Genomic DNA, 21,535 nt, shown 5'->3' with positions numbered 1-21,535 from the left:
AGTCGTTTGGGCCATCCGGTTCAAAGACGATTACGCGATAAAAAAGAAGCAGCAGACAAACCGATCGCCGGGAGGCTGAAATCAGCGCCCCGGCACTGTAAGAGAGCAAATTATGCATATTGTTGATGGTGCGTTATCGGGAGAGGTTCTGGCCATTGGCGCAGCCCTGGCTGCAGCCGGTGTTGGTCTGGGCCTGAAGAAAATGGACTACGATCACTTGCCTCAGGTCGGAGTACTGTCTGCTGCATTTTTTGTCGCGTCTTATATTCATTTACCGCTGGGTTTCTCCAGTGTGCACCTGATTCTGAACGGCCTGATTGGCCTGGCGCTGGGCTGGGCTGCCTTTCCTGCTTTGCTGGTTGCCTTAATTCTGCAGACGGTATTTTTTGGTTTTGGCGGCTTTCTGGTACTGGGGGTAAATGCTCTGAATATCGCACTGCCAGCCGTGATCATGTTTTATCTGTGTCGCAAAGGTATCACCTCTCCAGTTCCCCGCAATGCCATGATCTGGGGTTTTATTGGTGGTGCCGGGGCGGTAGCTCTTACCACTCTGTTTGTTGCAGGGGCGCTGGCTTTGTCAGGAGAAGCATTCTGGCTGGCCGCCAAACTGACACTGATAGCCCACATTCCGGTGATGCTGGTAGAAGGCTTTGTCACCGGCGCTGCAGTCCTGCTATTAAGAAAAGTGAAACCTGAGTTTCTGCAATTGTCAGAAGATTGGTTTGAGCAGGCTCTAATCTCAGATTCTGCATCTCGCTCTGTTTCTAAACCCTGCTCCGTTTCTACATCCAGCCCTGTTTCTGCACCCGATACGGTTAGCAAGGAGGCCCGGCATGGCTAAGTCATTAATCAGACTGACGTTTGTTATAAAGTGGATCGCGGCATTTGTTATCGGAACCTCTTTATCTGTACAGGCACTGGCTCATAACGTGCTGGGTGGCGTCTATGCCATTGGCAGTACCATTGAAGGCGAGGCAGGGTTTTCTAATGGTGATATGGCCAAAGTCGGGACTCCTGTGCTGATTCAGGCTAAAGATGGTCGCAAACTGGGTGAAACCACAACAGATGAAGAGGGCTTTTTTATCTTTGAAGCTCGTGAGCAAATCGATCATCACTTTATTATTGATATGAGTGCCGGTCATGTCCTGAATCTGGTGCTGCCAGCGGATGAATTACCAGAAAACCTTTCAGCACAAACTATCAAACAGGATAGCGATGCTGCTCAGCAGGCATCTGCAGCGACCACAGCCAACACGGAATCAACAGGGCCGGTCAATTTGTACGCGCCAGCTAATGGAATAAATAACCTCAATTCGGCCTCTATTAGCCCGGATGAACTACAGAAAATGATCGAACAGGCGGTGGCGCGTCAGGTGAAACCCTTGCGTCAGGAGCTGGCGGCCTATAAAGAAAAAGCCGGTTTTCAGGATATCCTGGGAGGCATCGGCTATATCTTTGGTTTATGCGGTTTAGGTATCTGGTGGCAACAGCGAAAACAAGCAAAGCAGGCTAATTCCCCCAAGCATCAAGACAGCGACAGAGTGAGGGATCATGCCTAAATCTCTGGAACACAGCGCAACCTCCTGGAAAGGCCAGCAGCTGAAGCACAAACCTTCACTGATTGATCAGCTTGACCCCAGACTCAGAGTGGTAATAGCCGCTCTTTTTGCGTTTTTTATTGTGTTATCCGATCAGCTGTTGGTGCTGATTATCGGGCTGATCACCGCATTTGCATTGGCAATACTGGCCCGACTGAATCTGAAGCGAACCCTACGCCGGGTCATCGCGATGGATCTGTTTATTGTTGGCTTGCTGATCATGCTGCCGTTTACCACACCGGGCACCGAGCTGTTTTTCATTATGGGACTGACCGCCAGTCAGGAAGGTCTGTTGCACGCCATCATGATAGGTCTGAAAGCTAATGCCAGTGTGCTCTGCCTGTTATCCCTGATCGGAACAATGAATGCCACTTTGCTGGGCCATACTCTGGCTCATCTGAAAGTACCTGACAAACTGGTTCATCTGTTGCTATTTACCGTGCGTTATCTGGATGTTATCGGACAAGAATTTAAACGTATGCGCCGGGCGATGCAGGCCCGTGCCTTTGTGATGGGCACGAACTGGCATACCAGGCGTTCCGTAGGCTATCTGATTGGTATGCTACTGGTGCGTTCTCTGGAACGTTCCGAGCGCATTATGGCCGCCATGAAATGCCGTGGCTTTAAAGGACGGCTTTATCTGTTGGATCAGATGACACTGGCCCGACTGGACTATCAGGCAGCTGCAGTCGCTGCACTCTGGTTTGCTCTGTTAGCAGGATTAAGTATATGACTCAGATAAATACAGCAGGCAATCAAGAACAAGCCACGGCTTCTGCTAACCCATTAATCAATTCTTCAAACGAGCCTTTAATCGAAACAAAGGGGCTGTTTTATCGTTACCCTCGTCGTGGTGTGGTACTGGATCAGGTGGATTTTGCCCTGTATCCGAAAGAGCGTATTGCGCTGACCGGAGCTAACGGTGTAGGTAAAACCACGTTTTTGCATCTGCTAGTGGGTCTGAAAAAAGCCAAAGGGGGTGAAATTATCGCTTTTGGCCAATCCCGAAGTGCAGAAAAAGAGTTTGTTGAAGTCAGAGCAAAAGCAGGCTTTCTGTTTCAGGACCCGGATGATCAATTGTTCTGTCCCACGGTGCTGGAAGATGTAGCATTTGGGCCGCTGAATCTGGGCAGAAGCAGGGATGAATCACTAGAAATCGCCCGGAATACTCTGGCCTGTCTGGGTATGAGAGGGTTTGAAGAGAGCATCACTCATCAGTTATCCGGTGGCGAAAAGCGCATGATTACACTGGCCTGTGTACTGGCAATGGAACCGGAAGTCTTACTGCTGGATGAGCCAACCAATGCACTGGATAAAACCGCGCGCCAGCGACTGATCGACACTCTGAAATTTTTGCCGCAAGCGATGATTATTATCTCCCACGATCATGACTTTCTCGCTCAGTTGGCAACCCGAACCCTAGTCTTAAATGAAGGCCAGTTTTTGGATGGTGATAAAGCGTTGGATGAGGCCAAACTAATGGAGGAGTGCAAAGCGGTTAATACAATTTCTGGCAGCACTGAAGCGCAATCGGATAGACAAAGCCTGGTAAAAGAGGATGCAGAAGCATGAGCATCCATTTCCCTTTTGCCGCAGTGGCCGGTCAGGACAACTTTAAATTAGCCCTGCTGTTAGCCGCGATTAATCCGGGTATCGGTGGTGTTGTCGTCAGTGGGCCGAGAGGTTGTGCTAAATCCACTCTGGTACGAGGTTTAGCCGATCTGTTGCCAGCTCAGGATCAGTTAGCCGGTACACATGACCAGAATGAAGATCCAGACCAGAATGAGGATATAGCTCATTCTGCGGAGCAAACGGATAACGTACCTTTTATCACTCTGCCACTGGGAGCCAGTGAAGAGCGCCTGTTAGGCAGTATTGATCTGCAAAAAGCTCTGAACCAGCAGGATATCTGCTTTCATCCCGGTTTGCTGCATCAGGCTCATGGCGGTGTCCTATGCGTCGATGAAGTGAATTTATTGCCGGATCATTTGGTGGATCAGCTATTGGATGTGGCTGCCAGTGGGATCAATCGCATTGAGCGCGATGGCATCAGTCACAGCCATCCTGCAGAGTTTATGCTGATAGGCACCATGAACCCGGATGAGGGTGAGTTAAGGCCTCAACTGCAGGACCGATTTGGTCTTTGCGTACAACTGGATAATCTCTATGACCCGCTACAACGAGTCCGGATTGTTCAAAGCCGTGAGGCCTTTGACCAGAATGCCGAGGCTTTTTATCAGTACTATCAAGCAGAGCAACAAGCACTGACAGCAAAGATTATTCAGGCCAGACAGTTGCTGGCTGATGTGCAGTGCTCTGATGATTTACGTCTACATATTGCTGAAGCCTGTTGTCAGGCTCAGGTTGATGGTATGAGGGCAGATATTGTCTGGTATCGGGCAGCGGTTGCTCATGCAGCACTGAATCAGCGTAGTCAGGTGTTACTGGTCGATATTCTGGTGACGGAAGAGCTGGTACTGGTACATCGTCGAAAGGTGCGTTCCGGTAAATCGAATCAGAATACTAATAGCTCTTCTGGCGGCTCTTCTAATGAGTCTTCTGATGACTCATCTAATGGATCTTCTGGTAGTTCTTCGGGGGACTTGGGTTCAGATACTAATCAGCAATCTGAAAGTGATTCAACGGATCAACGCCCATCGAAAAACAATCATCCCTTTAAGCGCCCAGAAAGCAGCCGTCGTCCAGCGCAATCCAATGAATGGAATTCCGAGCAACATTCTGATTCAGGTAGATCAGCCCCGCTGAACAATGACGGCAACGGCTCAGATGCATCAGATCATAATGGTGGAGAATCATCAGGTACAGCTGGAGCAGGCTCCGCACCTCAGTATCAGGCTATTACCTCACAAATATCTTTATCTGGTTTAAATCAGATTTTCGATAACTCGGCGGACAAATCGCAGGCTCGTTATCGTACATCAGAATCACCCCATCAATTGCTTCAACCTGCAGGTAAAGAGAAAGGTACTGGTGGTTCAGGCCGCTACCGGGTAACAGATACAGGCAAGTCTCAGACTCAATCCGGATCGGTAAACTGGTTTAAAACCCTGGTGCATAACCGAGGCAAAAGTACGTTCGAAAAATTGATCTTTCAGCCCAGGCGACAGGCAAAACCTGTGTTACATCTGGTGCTGCTGGATACCTCTGCATCTGTACTGAGTTTTGATGGACCAGGCTTTGATGGAGCCGGTTTCGATAGACCGGGTTTTAATGGAACTGGTTTTGATAAAGCAGACCCTGTGGTAGGTACAGCAAAATCCGGCCGCTTGGCGAAAGCCAAAGCCATTTTGCTGGCCATTGCACAGGAAGCATATCTGAAGCGTCAGCAATTAGCAGTTCTGGGTTTTGGTAATGAAACAACCGCAGTGTTATTACCGCGTAAAAGAGCACCGAAAGAGTTTTATCAATGGGTTGAGGCATTAACTGCGGGTGGCGGTACGCCATTACGTCAGGCAGTAGAAGATGCCATCGTTTATTTAAAACAGGCGATACAGCGTCAGCCAGGATTGAATAGTCGATGTTATCTGCTGACGGATGGCCGTAGTACCTGTTCATTGCAGGATCTGAAGCTACCTGGAGAAACCGTCCTGATCGACACGGAACAAAGCGTCGTTAAACGTGGCCGGGGACAGGAATTTGCACAACAGTTAGGCGCTCAATATTTACCCGTTGCACAGTTGGAAGCATGAATATGAAAAACATCACAACCGCTTCAGCAAGTTGTCCGGCTCTGTTTCTGGCGGCACCGGGTTCAGGTTCTGGTAAAACCACAGTAACAGCGGCGCTGGCACGGGCCTTTACCCAACAGGGCAAGGTGGTCCGGGTTTTTAAAACCGGGCCGGATTATCTTGATCCGCAAATTCTTGCGCAGGCATCCGGTCAACCGGTTGAGCAGCTGGATATGTGGATGGCGGGCGAAGCCTACTGTCAGCAGATGCTATATCAGGCGGCACAGGATGCTGACCTGATTCTGGTGGAAGGCGTGATGGGCCTGTTTGACGGCGAACCTTCCAGTGCAGATCTGGCGGCACGCTTTAATATCCCGCTAGCTATTGTGATGGATGTCAAAGGCATGGCGCAAACGGCTGCCGCTATTGCGATGGGACTGGCTAATTTCCGTGATGATATTCAGGTAGCAGGTTTGATTGCGAACTCCTGCGGTACGGAACGTCATGCCCAGCTGATTCGCGATGCATTACCAGAAAGCCTGCCTTTGCTGGCTACCTTACCAAGAGATCCTGAAGTGACTTTACCTGAGCGTCATCTGGGCCTGGTTCAGGCAGAAGAAGTGCAGGAAGAACTGGAACAGCGCTTTAATGCCGGTGTGAGCTGGCTGAATAATCAACCGATCACCGAGCTGCCTGCAGCAGTCACTTTTTATGCTGCTGAAACTGAGCAACGCTGTGCTACTGAAGATTGTGCTACTGAAACAGACCAATCCGTTCCAGATTCCGTCAAGTCATTCCAACCATTGGCAGGTAAAACCGTAGCCATTGCCCGTGATCGGGCGTTTAGTTTTATCTATGACGCTAACCTGCGTTTATTAAATGAACTGGGTGCTGAATACCGTTTCTTTTCACCGCTGACAGATCATATTTTGCCAGAAGCCGATGCACTCTGGTTACCGGGTGGCTATCCGGAACTGTACGCCAGACAGCTTTCTGAAAATACCGCCATGCTGCAAACAATTCAGACATTCCATCAGGCCGGTAAGCCGATTCTGGCTGAGTGCGGCGGCTTCTTATATAGCCTGGAAACGTTAACTGATCTGGAAGACAACCAGTATCCGTTATTAGGACTGCTGACCGGACATGGTGCGATGCGTGGTAAGCGAGGGTGTCAGGGTATGCAAACAGCGCCTTTACCTGAAGGTGAAGTACGAGCCCATGCGCATCATAGATCCCGTTGTTTTGATACCGATGAACCCATTGCCCATGGACGTCGCCAAAGACATCCCGCACCGGGTGAAGGTATCTGGCGCAACAAAGGCCTGACGGCCAGTTATCTGCATCTGTTCTTCCCATCGAATCCGGAGGCTATCGCCCGGATCTTTGGTGGTGATTTTGAGCAGTCTGCTGCTTCTGTACCTTCAGCTTCCTCATCTGCCTCTGCTGCTACGCCATCAGCGGTTTGTTAGTAGCGGGCTGTTAGTCAGAAGGTTGAACACCAGGACATAAATTATGTGGCCAGAGAGTTCTGAATCACCGAAGCCTTTACGCTCCGGCTTAACCACCGGCAGCTGTGCAACAGCTTGTTGTGTGGCGGCAACTCAGGCTCTGTTTGCTCAGCGTCAGCCCGAGTCAGTCGAAATCACGTTGCCCAAGGGGCAGCAAGTGAATCTTCCGATCAGTGATTACCGTTGGCTGGATACGGATGAATTGCAGTCACCAGAAGCGGTATCAGAAATGGCAACTGAAGAGACTGTAGAGGTAAAAAGAGCGGCAACAAGAGAGCCAATCAGAAGAAGGGCATCAGGGATTCGTACCGCCACAGTTAAAGATGCAGGTGATGACCCGGATGTGACTCATGGCGCAACCGTCTACGTAGAACTACGTCTGACGGAACAACCGGGTATCGAGTTTAAAGCGGCTAATGGTGTTGGCACAGTAACCCGCGAAGGTCTGGCATTAGCCGTGGGTGAACCGGCGATCAATCCGGTACCCAGAAAAATGATCACTGAGCATCTCGCCCAGGCCGCTTATACCTGGCAGTACGAGGGCGGTTTTGAAGTTTCCGTTGGTGTGGAAAAAGGTGAACAGATCGCACTGAAAACAATGAACCCGAGGTTAGGGATTCTGGGTGGATTATCAATCCTGGGCACAACAGGCATTGTTCGGCCTTATTCCTGCTCGGCTTATATCGCTTCGATTCATCAGGCGATCAGTGTGGCGAAACATAATGGCCATCACCATATTGCAGCCACAACAGGCAGCAGCAGTGAAAAAGCAGTGGCGGATCTGTATGGATTACCTGAAATGGCTCTGGTTGAGATGGGTGATTTTGTCGGCGCGGTGCTGAAATATTTAAAACAGGTACCTATGCAGAAACTGACGCTATGCGGTGGCTTTGGCAAGTTCAGCAAACTGGCAGAAGGGCATCTGGATCTGAATAGCCGGGCTTCTGCGATCAGTTTTGAGCACCTTGTAGAGCAGGCCAGACTGGCCGGGGCAGATCAGGCTCTGTGCGAGCAAATTCTGCACTGTAATACCAGCATTCAGGCATTAAAACTGTGCCAGAGTGCAGGTGTGGCCCTTGGCGATCAGATATGCAAAACCGCCTGGCAAAAAGCACGTAAGTATCTGCCTGAAGGTACAGAGCTGGAGGTGCTGGCGATTGATCGTCAGGGCAATTTTGTTGGTGGTTATCCTGCAAAAGCTAAAAAGAAAAGCTAAGAAGAAGAGTTGAGCTGATATGAGCAAAATCCTATTACTGGGCGGCACTTCCGATGGCCGCAAGCTGGCAGCCCGACTGCATAAAGCTGGATTCCAGGTGATCTACAGTGTCGCCGGTTTAGTGCGTATGCCGGAACTGGATTGCGAAGTAATCTCGGGTGGTTTTAGTCAATTTGCTCCTGAACGAGTCTTAGATAAAGAAGAGCAGAACCCATCAGTTAGCGGTCTGGTGAGTTTTCTGAAGACACAACAGGTTGCTCTGATTCTGGATGTTACCCACCCCTATGCCGTGAATATGAGCACTCACGCAGTGCAAGCAGCGGAAGCCGTACAGATACCATGCTGGCGTTTCCACCGTCCAGCCTGGGAGATGCAAGAAGGTGACCGCTGGTCTTCTTTTGTTGATTGGCACGAGATGCTGCAACAGCTGAGATCCAGACAAGGTGGTGTATTGCTGACAACAGGGCAGCTGACTCAGTCAGAATTAGATCAATTGATGGATGCAGTGAATCAATCCGCAGTTAAAACCACAGAACTTTCCCATGGAAAAGTTTCTCAGGGTTCACTGGATAGATCAGAGCCTGAGCCATTAAGAATCGTGATGCGCACTGCCGCGCCCAGTCGTGTCGAGTTACCGGAAGAGATTCACTGGATTAAAGCAATCGGTCCATTTGATGCTGACAATGAAAAAGCCTTGTTGGAAGAACATGGTATCCAGGTGGTAGTCAGCAAAAACAGTGGTGGCAAAGCCACTCAAGGCAAATTAGATGCGGCAAGAGCATTAGGTATTGAAGTCTTTATGTTGCAGCGCCCGGAACTACCCGAAGCAACACGCAGCTTCAGCGATCCGGATCAGGTGTTTGCTGAACTGATTGCCAGGGGTGTTCACTTATAGCGCCAGATTTTTACTAACCCTGAGACACACTTTTGATAATTATACCGATCCCGATAAGTTGCTGTAGGTCGGAAAAGCCGTAGGCGCCTTCCGACAATAATTAGGTATTCAGGTCAGTGTCGGATGGCGCTTCGCTTATCCAGCCTACCTAAATATCAAATAATTTATCAGTAATGGTATTACAACCGCTGATACTTATAAGCGCTGAAATTTGCAGCCTCTGACCAGGCCAGATATTTGCACCGATAAGAAAGGAAAAAACCAGCATATGCCGTTTGATTATGTCATCGATCCTGTTGCTATTGAGCAAGACAGTTTCCGTCAGATTCGTCAATTAACAAATCTGGACGGGCTGACTCAGCCTGAACAACAAGTCGTTATGCGAGTGGTTCACAGCACAGGTATGCCAGAGGTGGCAGCACAGGTGCGTTTTAGTGATAACGCCTGTGAAAGCGGTTTAAAGGCACTGGCTGATCATGCCCCGGTTCTGTGTGATGTGGAGATGGTCAAGCAGGGGATTACCAAGCGGATGATCCAGCAGGAACCGCTTTGCTTTCTAAATCATAAAGACACTCAGCAGATTGCCAAAGAGAGAGGGGAAACCCGATCAATGGCCGCTCTGGAATTATGGCGACCGCATCTGGCTGGCAGTGTAGTGGTGATCGGTAATGCACCAACGGCACTATTTCGGTTATTAGAGATGATCGAACAAGGGGCAGATAAGCCTGCTGTGATTATCGGTATGCCGGTAGGCTTTGTCGGTGCAGCTGAATCGAAAGAGGCGCTATGGCAAGTACATCAGAACCTGGGGATTGAGTGTATTACCTTGCTGGGCCGACAGGGCGGCAGTGCGGTGTCATCGGCAACCTGCAATGCTTTGCTGCGCTGTAACCGTGGTGAGATTTACTGATGCTGCATATTATCGGCCTGGGTGTCAGCGATACAGCCCGTTTAAGTGATGAAGCCGTTATAGCATTACAAAGTTGTGATGCGGTTTATGGCTCTGACCGTCAGCTGGCGACAGTATCAGGCTATCTGGTTACTGGTTCTAAAGACGCTTCTTTTTCAGGAGGCGTTATATGTACAGAAAGCGCTAGATGTCCAGAAAGCAGGGCAGGAACAGATGCTGTAGGAACAGATAAGACTGCGTATTTGAATGATAACAGCGTATCTCATCCTGCTGTTAGTATCCCTGATTTATGCGCATTACCTAGACTCACCGAGTTAAAAGATCAACTGACGGACCGTTTATCTGATGATCAAACGATTTGCGTGCTGGCATCCGGCGATCCTCTGTTTTTCGGTATTGGCCGCTGGCTGAAACAACATTTTGAACAATGGGGCATTAGCTTCTATCCCGCAGTATCCAGTATTCAGGCCGCTTGTCACAAATTGGGATTGTCTCTGCAAGATGTTCAGGTTGTTAGCTTACACGGTCGTCCTCTGATTAGTCTTCGACGTCACCTGAAACAGAATCAAACACTGGTGATGCTGACTGACAAGCACTCATACCCCGAATCGATTGTACAAGAATGCCTGACAGCAGGTTTTACCGGTTTCACTCTGACGGTATGTGAAGACATGGGATACCCGCAAGAACGAGTGACCACAGTAGAAGTATCATCTGAGCAACAGATAGATTTATCAGCGTTGAGCGACGTCTCACCTCTGCATGTGTCTGTACTGCAGTTAAAACAGGTTCGGACTGAATTAGCTCAGTCCAGCCAGACTCAATCAGAACAGTCCCAGCCAGACAGAGTTTACCTGCCCGAGTTTCCGGGAATTCCTGACCAGCATTTTATTACTGATGGCCCTGCCGGTAAGGGCATGATCACCAAACGTGAAGTCAGACTGAATATTCTCTCTTTGCTGCAACTGGCAAAAGGCGATGTGCTATGGGATATCGGTGCGGGTTGTGGCGGTGTTGCCGTTGAACTGAGTTACTGGCAACCCGGTGCAGAGGTTTGGGCCATTGAACATCATCCAGAGAGACTGGTCTGTCTGGAAGCTAACCGGGAACGCTTTGGTGTCGTCAGCAATTTAAAAGTCGTTACCGGACGTGCGCCGGAAGCCTTATACGATCTGCCAACGGCCAACAAAACCTTTATCGGTGGTAGTGATGGTGAACTGCCAAAACTGCTCGATCTTTGCTGGCAGCAGTTGCCTGATCAGGGTGTACTGGTGGCCAGCGCCGTAACAGAAAACACCCGACAGCACCTGCTGAACTTCTATCAGCAACGGCAGCAAGCAACTGATGCTCAATTAGACACATTACAAGTGGCGATTAGCAAAGGGGCTGAACTGGCTGGGCAGTTGATGTATCGCCCGACACTACCAGTCACGCTGTTTCGCTTTGAAAAGCAGACAGTAGTTGAAAAGAAAGCTCAACCAGAAAAACAAACCATAGACGATAACTATCAGGGTAGAGCTAATGACTGAAACGACAACAATGGGCACTTTATACGGTGTAGGCGTAGGCCCTGGTGATCCTGAGCTATTGACGCTTAAGGCATTGCGCCTGATTCAGTCAGCGCCAGTGATTAGCTACCTGACCAGCGCTGAAAAAAGTGATCGCGCCGATGATAACAAGGCTCAGAAAGCAGAGCAGCCTGTCTACCGCTCTCAGGCACGTTTTATTGCACGGGAAGCCTTTGCTCTGCAAACAGCTGAACAATCAGAAAACCAGCTGGAGATCCCGATTGCTATGCCTATGAGTACGGATCGTACTCTGGCAAATCAAGCTTACGACGAAGGTGCTTTACAGATTGCTGAGCAATTGCGACAGGGCAACGACGTGGTCTTTCTGTGTGAAGGTGATCCGCTATTTTTTGGCTCTTTTACTTATCTGCTGCAACGTCTGGACAGTGAGTTTAACTGTCAGGTTGTACCGGGTATTTCCTCAGTCCATGCTGCAGCCTCAGCGTTGCAACAACCGTTGACGCTATTGAAAGAATCTTTTGCCGTCGTCAGTGGTCGCCATAGCGATACTCAGATTATCCGGGCATTGCTGGATCATGACAGCGTGGTGATTATGAAGGCAGGTCGTGCCCGTCAGCGCATTCTGGCTTTACTGAGTCAGACAGGGCGACGTGATGATGCCCATTACCTGGAATATATCGGTCGTGAAAATCAGCGCATTTTATCCGATATGGATCAGCTGGAAGATCAGGCCGGGCCTTATTTCTCACTGTTCGTGATTAACCGTCAGTCGTCGGAGCGTTTAGCTGATAGCAGTAAGGGGAAAGCCCTTTGATCACTATTTTTACTCTGACCGACGCAGGCAAAATGCTGGCTTACCGGCTACGAGATCAATTAGAAACGATTACGTCTGCAGCATCAGAAAACAGAACATTGGAATGCCAGATTCTGCATAGACCCATACAGTTTAAGCAGACAGTGCAGCATGTCTTTTCTCAGGCCGAGCAGAAGCAGGGTGTGCTAATTTTTATCTGTGCTACAGGCATTGTGATGCGTACGCTGGCTCCTGTACTGGAAAACAAATACCAGGATGCTCCTGTATTAGTGATGGATGAGCAGGGCAGATTTGTTATTCCTCTGTTGTCGGGTCACGAAGGTGGTGCAAACCAACTGGCGAACCAGATTGCCGGATTGTTAAATGCTCAGCCAGTAATTACGACTGCAGGCCATTATCTTAACCCTGTTTATACCGTAGGCATGGGCTGCGAGCGTCATTGCCCCAGGGATGAACTGGAAAGGTTACTGCAGGATTGTTTGCAACAAGCGGGCCTGAGCATTGATCAGATCAGCTCGATTAATAGCATCGATATTAAGTCGGATGAGGTTGGTTTGATTGAGCTGGCCCAGAGTCTGAATAAGCCATTTCAGACCTGGCATAAAGACCAGCTGAATACCATGGATCATCTGCTGAACTCCCGATCTGAGTATGTATTTAATACCGTGGGAGTCTATGGCGTGGCGGAGTCTGCCGCTTTATATGGTGCTCAACAAGCCCTAATCAAGTCCGATCTTAATACTGCTCCGGAAATGGCTACAAGCGAGCATCAGACTTCAGACAATCCATCGTCTTCGCAACAGGTATCGCCAGGCTCTCAACCTGAATTGGCTCTGGTTAAACAGAAAACACGCAAAGCCACCTGCGCTATTGCCCGTATCTATCCGGCTACAGATAAAGCTTTGCTTTCATCCTTGTCTTCATTTTCAGCAGCATCTACTCAACAGAGCGCTGCTAAAACATCGAATACTTCAGATTCCAGGAATAAAAACGTATGAGTCGACTCTTTGTTGTGGGCACTGGCCCCGGCGATCTGTCTCTGGTTGCACCCAGAGCATTAACTGCCATTCAGGCCAGTAGCGATCTGGTGGCTTATGGTTTGTACCTGGATCTGTTGGGTGATGTCTGTCAGGGCAAAACTCACCATGATCTGCCATTAGGCGAAGAGATTGGTCGTGCCCGACTGGCGCTGAATCTGGCTGCCAGCGGTAAAACTACGGCTCTGATCTCCAGTGGTGATATTGGTATTTACGCCATGGCGACGCTGGTATTTGAACTATTAGATCAACAGCTGTCTTTTCAGGAGGGCAGCTCTGGCAGTAATGAATATCACCCGGAGTGGTTGGATGTTGAGATCGAAGTCATTCCGGGTATCTCTGCTATGCAAGCCGGTGCCAGTCGTGTTGGCGCTATGCTCGGCCATGACTTCTGTACCATCTCATTATCAGACCTGTTAACGCCATGGGAAACCATCGAACAGCGTATTCATAGTGCCGGGCAGGGTGATTTTGTCGTGTCCTTCTATAACCCTGTTTCCCGCAAGCGGGACTGGCAGCTGAATACAGCCCGAGATATTTTGCTGCAGTATCGCCCGGCCAGTACGCCGGTACTGTTGGGTCGTCAGCTGACCCGTGAGGACGAGAGTATTCGCATTATCCGACTGGATGAACTGGATGCCAAAGACGTGGATATGTTCACTCTGGTGAGTGTGGGTAACAGTGAATCCCGTCATATCGTTAATGGTAGTAAAGAATGGGTTTATACCCCTCGCGGTTATCGCAAAAAACTGGGCCAGGCTACCGATAGTTCTGCTGATTCTTCTCAGTCAAAAGACGAGTCAAAGCAAAAGTCAGAAGAAGAGGCTCAGTCATGACGGTTTATTTTATCGGTGCCGGTCCCGGTGACCCTGAACTGATGACCATTAAAGGTCAGCGTATTCTGCAGCAGTGCCCGATTGTGTTGTATGCAGGATCATTAGTGCCCCGTGAGATTCTGGCGTCAGTCGAAGATCAAGCAGAGCTGATTGTTGATACCGCAACGACCAATCTGGATGAGATTATGGGTTATATCCGTAAAGCTCATGCAGAGGGTAAAGACGTTGCTCGTCTGCACTCTGGTGACCCTTCTCTGTACGGAGCCATTGGCGAACAGATTCGTCGTCTGGAGCAGGAAGAGATCGATTACCAGATTATTCCTGGTGTGAGTGCGGTGGCCGCTTCTGCCGCTTATCTGGGTAAAGAGCTGACGCTATCTGGCGTATCTCAAACCATCATTATGACTCGCTACGAAGGTAAAACCCCATTCCCTGAACGCGAACGCCTGCCTGAACTGGCGCGAAGTGGTGCTACTCTGGCAATTCATCTGGGTATTACCCGTATTCACAAAATTGTTGAAGAGCTGTTACCTCATTATGGCGAGGATTGCCCAGTGGCAGTGTGTTATCGCACTTCCTGGCCAGATCAGGACAAGGTGACAGGTACGCTGAAAGATATCGTCGCTAAGGTTCGTGAAAAAGGCTTTACCCGCACTGCACTGATTCTGGTAGGGCATGTACTGGATAGCGATGACTTTGCGGATTCTTACCTGTATCACAAGGATCAGGCCCATATTTACCGTCCCAAAGTTAAAAAATCAAAGACATAAAGAAACGGATAACGGATTAATAAAGGAATCATCATGCAGTTAAATAAAATCCCGACCACTGTCGTCACCGGTTTTCTGGGCAGCGGTAAAACGACGCTGCTATCCAATGTACTGAAGCAAGCTGCCGGTAAGCGCATCGCCGTAATTGTCAACGAGTTCGGTGAACTGGATATCGATTCTGAGCTGCTACGCTCCTGTCCTCTGGAGTGTGAAGAGGAAGGCCAAACTGCGGAGCAATCTTCAGAAGGTTTCTACGAGCTGGCCAATGGCTGTATCTGCTGCACCGTTGAAGAAGAGTTTCTGCCTGTGATGCAGCAACTGGTTGAGCGCCGTGATGATATCGACCATATCCTGATCGAAACCAGTGGTCTGGCACTGCCAAAGCCTCTGGTGCAGGCATTTAACTGGCCGGGTATTAAAGAATACTGCACCGTTGATGCAGTCATTACTGTGGTGGATGGCCCTGCAGTTGCTGCAGGTCGTTTTGCCCATGATGAAGATAAAGTGCAGGAACAGCGCTTAGCAGATGAAAGCCTGGATCATGATCCATCGTTGCAGGAGCTGCTGGAAGATCAGTTGAGCGCAGCTGATCTGGTTGTGGTCAGCAAAAATGATCTGCTGGATGAAGCGCAACGCACTAACGTGGCAGACAAAGTGAATGCTCGTGTCCCGGATTCTGTGAAAACCGTTTATATCCATAACGGTGAAGCGCAGCTGGATCTGTTATTGGGCCTGGATGCGGCTTCTGAAACCCGTATCGACCATGTTCATAACCACCACGATCATCACCACGATCACGGTGAAGAACACGACCATGCTCACGATCACTTTGATTCCTTTGTCGTCACCCTGGGTGAAGTGGACAGTGATCGTCTGCAGACGACACTGAATGAACTGATTAATACTCAGAATATCTTCCGTGCCAAAGGTTTTGCCGCACTACCAGATAAACCGATGCGTCAGGTGCTGCAGGCGGTAGGTAAGCGCCTGGATGTTCACTTTGATCGTCTGTGGCAACCTGAAGAAGCGCGCAAAACTCAGTTGGTATTTATCGGTAAAGGGATCTCTGAAGCAGAGATTACCGCTGCTCTGGCCGGTGCTCAGGTGACTGAGCCTGCAGTAAGCGAGGCGTAAGATGCACCTGCTGGCGGCACAACCCGGTGGTTTTGTGGATGATGAGGGGATTATCGACCTGGATCAGACTCCCGGTGATATCATCATTCTTTCTGCAGCGGATACCTCTCTGGCGGCTTTATCTGAAGGGGCCAGACGCTTTTATCAGCAGCTCTATCGCGATGTTTCTCTATCAGACACAGGCGATAGTGTTGAAAAAGTTGAGCAAGAGGTTAAAGCAGGTGAAAAGCAAAAACCGACACCCGCGATCCGTTTAGCTAACTGGATGCAGCTTTTAAAACCTGCTGCTTATGATCTGTACGAGCATAAAGTGCTGGAACAGGCTGAGCTGGTGGTACTGTCCTTACTAGGAGGGCAGAACTACTGGGAATATGGTTTTGAGCGTCTGCTGGACTGGAGCAAAGGCCAGACACCATCGGGACGTGCCCGTCAGCTGATTATTGTGCCGGGGGATGATACCCCTGATCCTGAGTTGTTTACTGCATCGACTCAGGATCTGAATACCTGCCAGAAAGTCTGGCGTTACCTGCGTCAGAGTGGCATTGAAAACAGTGAAAACCTGCTGCGATTTTTAACTCAGGAAGTGTTACTGGGCAACGGTTGGACGCCTGGATTTTGTCTGCAGAGTGAAAAGACAAGCTTTGATCAAAAGCAGATCACCTATCTACAGCAATGGCAGGAGCCTCGGGTTCTGCCAAATGCGATGCGTTATTTCCCAGCGGCAGGAAAGGAAGGCAGCAAAAGTGAGTCTCAAGACTCAGAGCTTTTTAAAAACTCAGGACTATTCCAAGGCTCAGGGCTGTCTCAAAAAACATGTCTGTTGCTGTTATACCGCAGTCATCTGCAGAGTGCCAATACTGACGTTTTTGATGGCCTGATGAGTGCTTTACAAGCTCAGGGTTTAAACCCGGTTGCGGTAGCAATAGCGTCGTTAAAAGACGATGAATCTGTAGCCCTGGTCAATCATCTGGCAGAGCAACATGATGCCCGTTTAATCATCAATACCACAGGTTTTGCCAGTAACCGTGTTGATAGCCCGGATCTGAGTTCCGAGCCGACTGAGTTTGCCTCTCCGTTTGAACGTCAGATCCCCGTACTGCAACTGGTACTGTCCGGTAGTACGGAGCAAGACTGGCAACAACATAGCCAGGGGCTGCGCAGTCGTGATATCGCCATGCAGGTGGTGTTACCAGAGATGGACGGTCGGGTGATCACCCGTGCAGTTAGTTTTAAGGCGGAGTCCTGGTTTGATCTACGCTGCCAGGTCTCGGTGGTGCGTTACCAGTTGCACCAGGAACGAGCGAACTTTATTGCTGAGCTGGCCCGGCGTTATTGTCAGCTATCAGATAAAGCCAATGGGGATAAACGACTGGCGATTATTCTGGCCAATTACCCGACTAAAGACGGTCGTATTGGTAACGGGGTCGGACTGGATACACCTCAATCATCGGTTAATATTCTGCAAGCCTTAAAAGCATCGGGTTATCCGCTGGATCAGTTGCCAGAAACCGGCACTGAGCTGATCGAATGGTTACTGGAATCCGTGACCAATAACCCGAACACACTGCATCAGCTACCCTGCTGGCAAAGTATGGCGCTGGATGAGTATCGTCATCACTTCAGCCAGATCCCCCTGGAATGTCAGCAAGCCGTGCTGGAGCGTTGGGGAGCACCAGAACAGGATATTAAGTGTCGTGATGGCCGCTTGATGCTTTCTGGCCTTCGCTTAGGAGAGGTGTTTGTCGGTATTCAGCCTGCCCGCGGTTTTAATATTGATCTGGCGGCTAACTACCATGACCCGGATCTGATTCCGCCCCATAACTATCTGGCGTTTTATTTCTGGTTACGTCACTGCTATCAGGTAGAAGCTGTGGTGCACGTGGGCAAACACGGCAATCTGGAGTGGTTACCCGGTAAGGGGACTGCTTTATCTGATCAGTGCTGGCCGGATATTGCCTTAGGGCCGGTGCCGCATTTTTATCCGTTTATTGTCAATGACCCTGGTGAGGGCACTCAGGCTAAGCGTCGTACTCAGGCGGTAATTATTGATCATCTGATGCCACCGATGACCCGTGCGGAAAGCTACGGCGAAATGGCAGAACTGGAAAGCCTGGTAGATGAATACTATCAGGCAATGGGCATGGATGAGCGCCGGGAAAAATGGCTGCGCGACGAAATTATGCAGCAGGTGCGCAAGACGCATCTGCTGGAGGAGCTGGGTAAAGCAACGGCAGAATCATCTGATGATGAAGTACTGGCCGAACTGGATGCTTACCTGTGTGAGATTAAAGAATCCCAGATCCGTCATGGCCTGCATATTCTGGGGCAGTTGCCGAATACAGATAAACTGGCGGACACTTTAGTGGCTTTGCTGCGTTTACCCCGTGGCGCGGATGCTGAAAGCCAGGGAATTTTACATAACCTGAGTCAGGATCTGGATCTGCGTACGGCATCTGATGAACTTTTTGATCCTCTCGCCGCAGATACTCAGCCGTGGCAGGGCAAACGACCGGAATGTCTGCTGAAGGTTGATCAGAACACTCACTGGCGAACTGCTGCAGATACTCGTGAGCGCCTTGAGCTGTTAGCGTTGAAGTTAGTTAAGGTGTTCTTGCTGAAAGATTCCGTCCTTCGAGAGCAGGCTTCAATGTCGGATGGCGCTTCGCTTATCCAACCTACGTCTCTGAACGTTGAACAGGGATTCGGTGCTGAGTTAGCAGAATGTCTACCACGCACAGCCCGTCAGTTGGAATACGCCAAAGCCCGTTTGCTCCCCGCACTAGAGCAAAGTGCAGAGCAGGAATTATCTGCCCTGACAAATGGCCTGGCCGGTCAGTTTGTGCCACCAGGTCCCAGCGGTGCGCCCACCCGTGGCCGCCTGGATACTTTACCCACCGGACGTAACTTCTTCTCTGTCGATAATCGCTCAATTCCATCACCCGCCGCCTGGGCCATTGGTGAGCGTTCAGCACAGGCATTGATCGAGCGCCATCTGCAGGAACATGGCGATTTCCCGAAACAGCTTGGCTTATCGGTATGGGGGACGGCCACCATGCGCACCGGTGGCGATGATATCGCTCAGGCATTTGCTCTGATGGGCGTCAGACCAATCTGGGCACCAGGGTCGAATCGCGTTACCGACTTTGAAGTGATCAGCTGTATGCGCCTGGGGCGTCCCCGAGTCGATGTCACCTTACGTGTTTCGGGTTTCTTCCGGGATGCCTTTCCTAATGTGATGAAGCTCTATGATGCGGCAGTTCAGAAAATTGCTGCGCTGGAAGAGCCGGGTAACGGCAATACCATCAAGGCCAATATCCTATCTCGCCAACAAGCATTGATTGAGCAAGGGCTGTCGCCAGAGCAGGCGATGCGTCAGGCCAGTTATCGGGTCTTTGGCAGTAAACCGGGCGCATATGGCGCCGGGTTACAGGGACTGATTGATGAACGTTGCTGGGAAGAGAGCAGTGATCTGGCTGAAGCTTACCTGAACTGGGGCGGCTACGCCTACGGTAATCAGGCCGGTGATGGTGTTGCGGCTCATCAGGCATTTCAGCATCGACTGTCCCAACTGGAAGTGGTGGTGCAGAACCAGGATAACCGGGAACACGATCTGCTCGATTCCGATGATTATTACCAGTTCCAGGGCGGTATGAATAACGCGGTTCGGGTCTTCCGGGGCGAAGCACCTGAGGTATATCACAGTGATCATTCCAACCCATCAGCGCCAAAAATTCGCACCTTAAAAGAGGAACTGAACCGGGTAATTCGCAGCCGCGTACTGAACCCGAAGTGGATCAACGCCATGCGTGAACACGGCTATAAAGGCGCGTTTGAGATGGCGGCCAGTGTGGATTATCTGTTTGCCTATGATGCCACAACAGATCTGATTGATGACTATCAATACGAAAAAGTCGCTGATGCTCTGGTATTTGATCGTGAGAATCAGGACTTCCTGCAACAACATAATCCTCACGCCTTAGAAGAGATGGCAGAGCGTCTGCTGGAAGCGACACAGCGAGGGCTTTGGCAGGAACCCGGTGACTATGCCCGACAGTTACAACATCTACTGTTGAAGCTGGATGAACAGAACGAAAGAGCCGATAGCCCGGCTTAAGTTTGACAAGCAATTTTAAAGGCAGCCCAGGCTCTACTGTTCGGTAGAGCTTGGGCTGTGATGAGTTAACAAAGCAAACATTGATCAGAAATAAGATCAACGACAAAGAAGATGAGAGATAAAGACATGGCAAAAAAAGGCATTATGGTGTGTGGACATGGCAGTCGTGATAAAGATGCCGAACGGGAATTTGGTCGTGTTGCCGAAGGCCTGAAAAAGCGTTTCCCTGATATTCCAGTGGAATACGGTTTTCTGGAGTTCTCAGCACCCAATATTCATATGGGACTGAATTCACTATTGGATCAGGGCGTTGAAGAGATCTATGCGGTACCCGGTATGCTGTTTGCGGCGACCCACGCTAAAAATGATATTCCTTCAGTACTAACCACTTTCGGTGAAAAAAACGAAGGCCTGAAAGTATCTTACGGTAGTGAACTAGGCCTGCACGATGCCATGATTGAAGCCTTCCAGGCACGTATCTATGAATCCCTGGGGCTTGATCCTGAGAATCCGCCAGAGAGCCTGTATGACACCATGCTGGTGGTGGTTGGCCGCGGCACCTCTGACACCCATGCTAATGCCGAAGCGGCTAAACTGACCCGTATCGTCAATGAGAATATGGGTTTTGGTTGGGCCGATATTGTGTACTCCGGCGTCACCTATCCGTCTGTGGGTGTAGGGCTGGAGAAACTGTTAAAACTGGGCTTTAAGCGTGTCGTAGTTGCACCTTACTTCCTGTTTACCGGTCGTTTGATCAAGCGTATCTACGGTTATGTTGATCACGTAGCAGAGCAATACCCTGATGTAGAATTTATTAAGGCCCAGTACCTGAATGATCACGAAAAAGTGATTGATGCCTTTGAGATTCGAGTACGCGAGATTATGGATCTGACTCCGGGTGAAAAGCCAACAGGTGATGAAACGCTGATGGAGTCTTTCCAACGCCGCCTGGCTGCAGGGGAGGTGGATGTGCATCACCACCATGCGGAATTTAACCCAGAGGCTGAAGGTGAGCACAGCCATGATCACTATCACAGTCATGAACATTCTCACAGTCATGGTGATCATAGCCACTCACATAAGCGTTCTCACAGCCACGAGCACTCCCATAGTCATGGTCATTCTCACAGTCACGGGCATGACGAGCATTCTCACGGCCATTCCCATGGCGGTCACTCTCATGGCGAGCATGGCCATCACCACCATGGCGTTTACCGCCATATCGGCCACCCGTTAGGTCCGCGTACTATGATTGGTGAAAATATCTGCTGCTGTTTTATGGGGCAGTTCCCACAGGAGATTCTGGATGAAGAGGCGGAAAGAGTAGCACTTAATTGCCCTGATAAAGCTCTGGCGCATAGGAGATAAACGATCCCATGTAGCGAGAGGAGTAACAAGGAGAGATGAAGTGGGAGGAGCTGTACCTTGCTTCCTCCACTTCAATCTATCTTTCGGCAGGTCTGCTGACGGATGACTGTCTTAGGT

The 21,535-nt window shown here is 49.9% G+C and carries 17 protein-coding genes; all 17 read left to right on the top strand.

What is annotated here, in order from left to right; translation table 11 throughout:
- Positions 1-112 precede the first annotated feature (112 nt).
- The 17 genes from cbiM (at position 113) to H579_RS0119230 (ending at position 21,418) form a co-directional block, all read left to right on the top strand.
- Positions 113-841: a cobalt transporter CbiM gene (gene cbiM, locus H579_RS26680; protein WP_084624241.1), complete on the top strand. Its 729-nt coding sequence runs from the start codon at positions 113-115 to the stop codon at positions 839-841.
- A complete protein-coding gene (locus H579_RS26675) occupies positions 834-1,559 on the top strand; it encodes a hypothetical protein (RefSeq protein WP_051227958.1) in 726 nt (241 codons plus the stop codon). The genes cbiM and H579_RS26675 overlap by 8 nt, the downstream gene beginning before the upstream one ends.
- Entirely contained in the window at positions 1,552-2,331 is a 780-nt protein-coding gene (gene cbiQ / locus H579_RS0119305) for a cobalt ECF transporter T component CbiQ (protein WP_028302016.1), read from the top strand. Before H579_RS26675 ends, cbiQ begins: the two co-directional genes overlap by 8 nt.
- Positions 2,328-3,170 carry an energy-coupling factor ABC transporter ATP-binding protein gene (locus tag H579_RS26670; RefSeq protein ID WP_084624240.1) on the top strand — a complete coding sequence of 281 codons (843 nt, stop codon included), beginning with the start codon at positions 2,328-2,330 and terminating at the stop codon, positions 3,168-3,170. The genes cbiQ and H579_RS26670 overlap by 4 nt, the downstream gene beginning before the upstream one ends.
- A complete protein-coding gene (locus H579_RS0119295; protein ID WP_028302015.1) occupies positions 3,167-5,308 on the top strand; it encodes an ATP-binding protein in 2,142 nt (713 codons plus the stop codon). The genes H579_RS26670 and H579_RS0119295 overlap by 4 nt, the downstream gene beginning before the upstream one ends.
- Positions 5,305-6,756, top strand: a complete 1,452-nt coding sequence (locus H579_RS0119290; RefSeq protein ID WP_028302014.1) for a cobyrinic acid a,c-diamide synthase CobB — start codon at positions 5,305-5,307, stop codon at positions 6,754-6,756. Before H579_RS0119295 ends, H579_RS0119290 begins: the two co-directional genes overlap by 4 nt.
- 43 nt (positions 6,757-6,799) lie before the next feature.
- Positions 6,800-8,011, top strand: coding sequence for a cobalt-precorrin-5B (C(1))-methyltransferase (locus H579_RS0119285; RefSeq protein WP_028302013.1), 1,212 nt, complete (start codon positions 6,800-6,802; stop codon positions 8,009-8,011).
- Between the two features lie 19 nt (positions 8,012-8,030).
- Positions 8,031-8,906 (top strand): precorrin-6A/cobalt-precorrin-6A reductase, encoded by an 876-nt coding sequence (locus H579_RS26665; RefSeq protein ID WP_051227955.1) that lies wholly within the window; start codon positions 8,031-8,033, stop codon positions 8,904-8,906.
- Positions 8,907-9,174: 268 nt separating this feature from the next.
- Positions 9,175-9,816 carry a precorrin-8X methylmutase gene (locus H579_RS0119270; protein ID WP_028302012.1) on the top strand — a complete coding sequence of 214 codons (642 nt, stop codon included), beginning with the start codon at positions 9,175-9,177 and terminating at the stop codon, positions 9,814-9,816.
- A complete protein-coding gene (gene cbiE / locus H579_RS26660) occupies positions 9,816-11,345 on the top strand; it encodes a precorrin-6y C5,15-methyltransferase (decarboxylating) subunit CbiE (protein WP_051227952.1) in 1,530 nt (509 codons plus the stop codon). The genes H579_RS0119270 and cbiE overlap by 1 nt, the downstream gene beginning before the upstream one ends.
- Entirely contained in the window at positions 11,338-12,159 is an 822-nt protein-coding gene (cobI, locus tag H579_RS0119260; protein ID WP_245583312.1) for a precorrin-2 C(20)-methyltransferase, read from the top strand. Before cbiE ends, cobI begins: the two co-directional genes overlap by 8 nt.
- Positions 12,156-13,157 (top strand): cobalamin biosynthesis protein, encoded by a 1,002-nt coding sequence (locus H579_RS26655; RefSeq protein ID WP_084624239.1) that lies wholly within the window; start codon positions 12,156-12,158, stop codon positions 13,155-13,157. The genes cobI and H579_RS26655 overlap by 4 nt, the downstream gene beginning before the upstream one ends.
- Positions 13,154-14,032 carry a precorrin-3B C(17)-methyltransferase gene (cobJ, locus tag H579_RS0119250; protein ID WP_028302010.1) on the top strand — a complete coding sequence of 293 codons (879 nt, stop codon included), beginning with the start codon at positions 13,154-13,156 and terminating at the stop codon, positions 14,030-14,032. The genes H579_RS26655 and cobJ overlap by 4 nt, the downstream gene beginning before the upstream one ends.
- A complete protein-coding gene (cobM, locus tag H579_RS0119245) occupies positions 14,029-14,802 on the top strand; it encodes a precorrin-4 C(11)-methyltransferase (RefSeq protein WP_028302009.1) in 774 nt (257 codons plus the stop codon). The genes cobJ and cobM overlap by 4 nt, the downstream gene beginning before the upstream one ends.
- Positions 14,803-14,835: 33 nt before the next feature.
- The gene (gene cobW, locus H579_RS0119240) at positions 14,836-15,936 is read left to right on the top strand and encodes a cobalamin biosynthesis protein CobW (protein ID WP_028302008.1); all 1,101 of its coding nucleotides are present in this window, start codon (positions 14,836-14,838) and stop codon (positions 15,934-15,936) included.
- A gap of 1 nt (position 15,937) precedes the next feature.
- Positions 15,938-20,050 carry a cobaltochelatase subunit CobN gene (gene cobN / locus H579_RS0119235; protein ID WP_028302007.1) on the top strand — a complete coding sequence of 1,371 codons (4,113 nt, stop codon included), beginning with the start codon at positions 15,938-15,940 and terminating at the stop codon, positions 20,048-20,050.
- A gap of 111 nt (positions 20,051-20,161) precedes the next feature.
- Complete coding sequence (locus H579_RS0119230) at positions 20,162-21,418, top strand: sirohydrochlorin chelatase (protein WP_028302006.1); 1,257 nt, start codon at positions 20,162-20,164, stop codon at positions 21,416-21,418.
- Positions 21,419-21,535 lie beyond the last annotated feature (117 nt).

The sequence above is a fragment of the Oceanospirillum beijerinckii DSM 7166 genome (genome assembly GCF_000422425.1).
Taxonomy (GTDB): domain Bacteria; phylum Pseudomonadota; class Gammaproteobacteria; order Pseudomonadales; family Halomonadaceae; genus Oceanospirillum; species Oceanospirillum beijerinckii.
Note: the sequence above shows the minus strand (reverse complement) of the source record. Positions and strands in the feature narration are given on the sequence as shown.

Bases quoted from the DNA above. Each gene is read 5' to 3' on its own strand.
- cbiM (WP_084624241.1), top strand. From the start codon at position 113: ATGCATATTGTTGATGGTGCGTTATCGGGAGAGGTTCTGGCCATTGGC.
- H579_RS26675 (WP_051227958.1), top strand. From the start codon at position 834: ATGGCTAAGTCATTAATCAGACTGACGTTTGTTATAAAGTGGATCGCG.
- cbiQ (WP_028302016.1), top strand. From the start codon at position 1,552: ATGCCTAAATCTCTGGAACACAGCGCAACCTCCTGGAAAGGCCAGCAG.
- H579_RS26670 (WP_084624240.1), top strand. From the start codon at position 2,328: ATGACTCAGATAAATACAGCAGGCAATCAAGAACAAGCCACGGCTTCT.
- H579_RS0119295 (WP_028302015.1), top strand. From the start codon at position 3,167: ATGAGCATCCATTTCCCTTTTGCCGCAGTGGCCGGTCAGGACAACTTT.
- H579_RS0119290 (WP_028302014.1), top strand. From the start codon at position 5,305: ATGAATATGAAAAACATCACAACCGCTTCAGCAAGTTGTCCGGCTCTG.
- H579_RS0119285 (WP_028302013.1), top strand. From the start codon at position 6,800: ATGTGGCCAGAGAGTTCTGAATCACCGAAGCCTTTACGCTCCGGCTTA.
- H579_RS26665 (WP_051227955.1), top strand. From the start codon at position 8,031: ATGAGCAAAATCCTATTACTGGGCGGCACTTCCGATGGCCGCAAGCTG.
- H579_RS0119270 (WP_028302012.1), top strand. From the start codon at position 9,175: ATGCCGTTTGATTATGTCATCGATCCTGTTGCTATTGAGCAAGACAGT.
- cbiE (WP_051227952.1), top strand. From the start codon at position 9,816: ATGCTGCATATTATCGGCCTGGGTGTCAGCGATACAGCCCGTTTAAGT.
- cobI (WP_245583312.1), top strand. From the start codon at position 11,338: ATGACTGAAACGACAACAATGGGCACTTTATACGGTGTAGGCGTAGGC.
- cobJ (WP_028302010.1), top strand. From the start codon at position 13,154: ATGAGTCGACTCTTTGTTGTGGGCACTGGCCCCGGCGATCTGTCTCTG.
- cobM (WP_028302009.1), top strand. From the start codon at position 14,029: ATGACGGTTTATTTTATCGGTGCCGGTCCCGGTGACCCTGAACTGATG.
- cobW (WP_028302008.1), top strand. From the start codon at position 14,836: ATGCAGTTAAATAAAATCCCGACCACTGTCGTCACCGGTTTTCTGGGC.
- cobN (WP_028302007.1), top strand. From the start codon at position 15,938: ATGCACCTGCTGGCGGCACAACCCGGTGGTTTTGTGGATGATGAGGGG.
- H579_RS0119230 (WP_028302006.1), top strand. From the start codon at position 20,162: ATGAGAGATAAAGACATGGCAAAAAAAGGCATTATGGTGTGTGGACAT.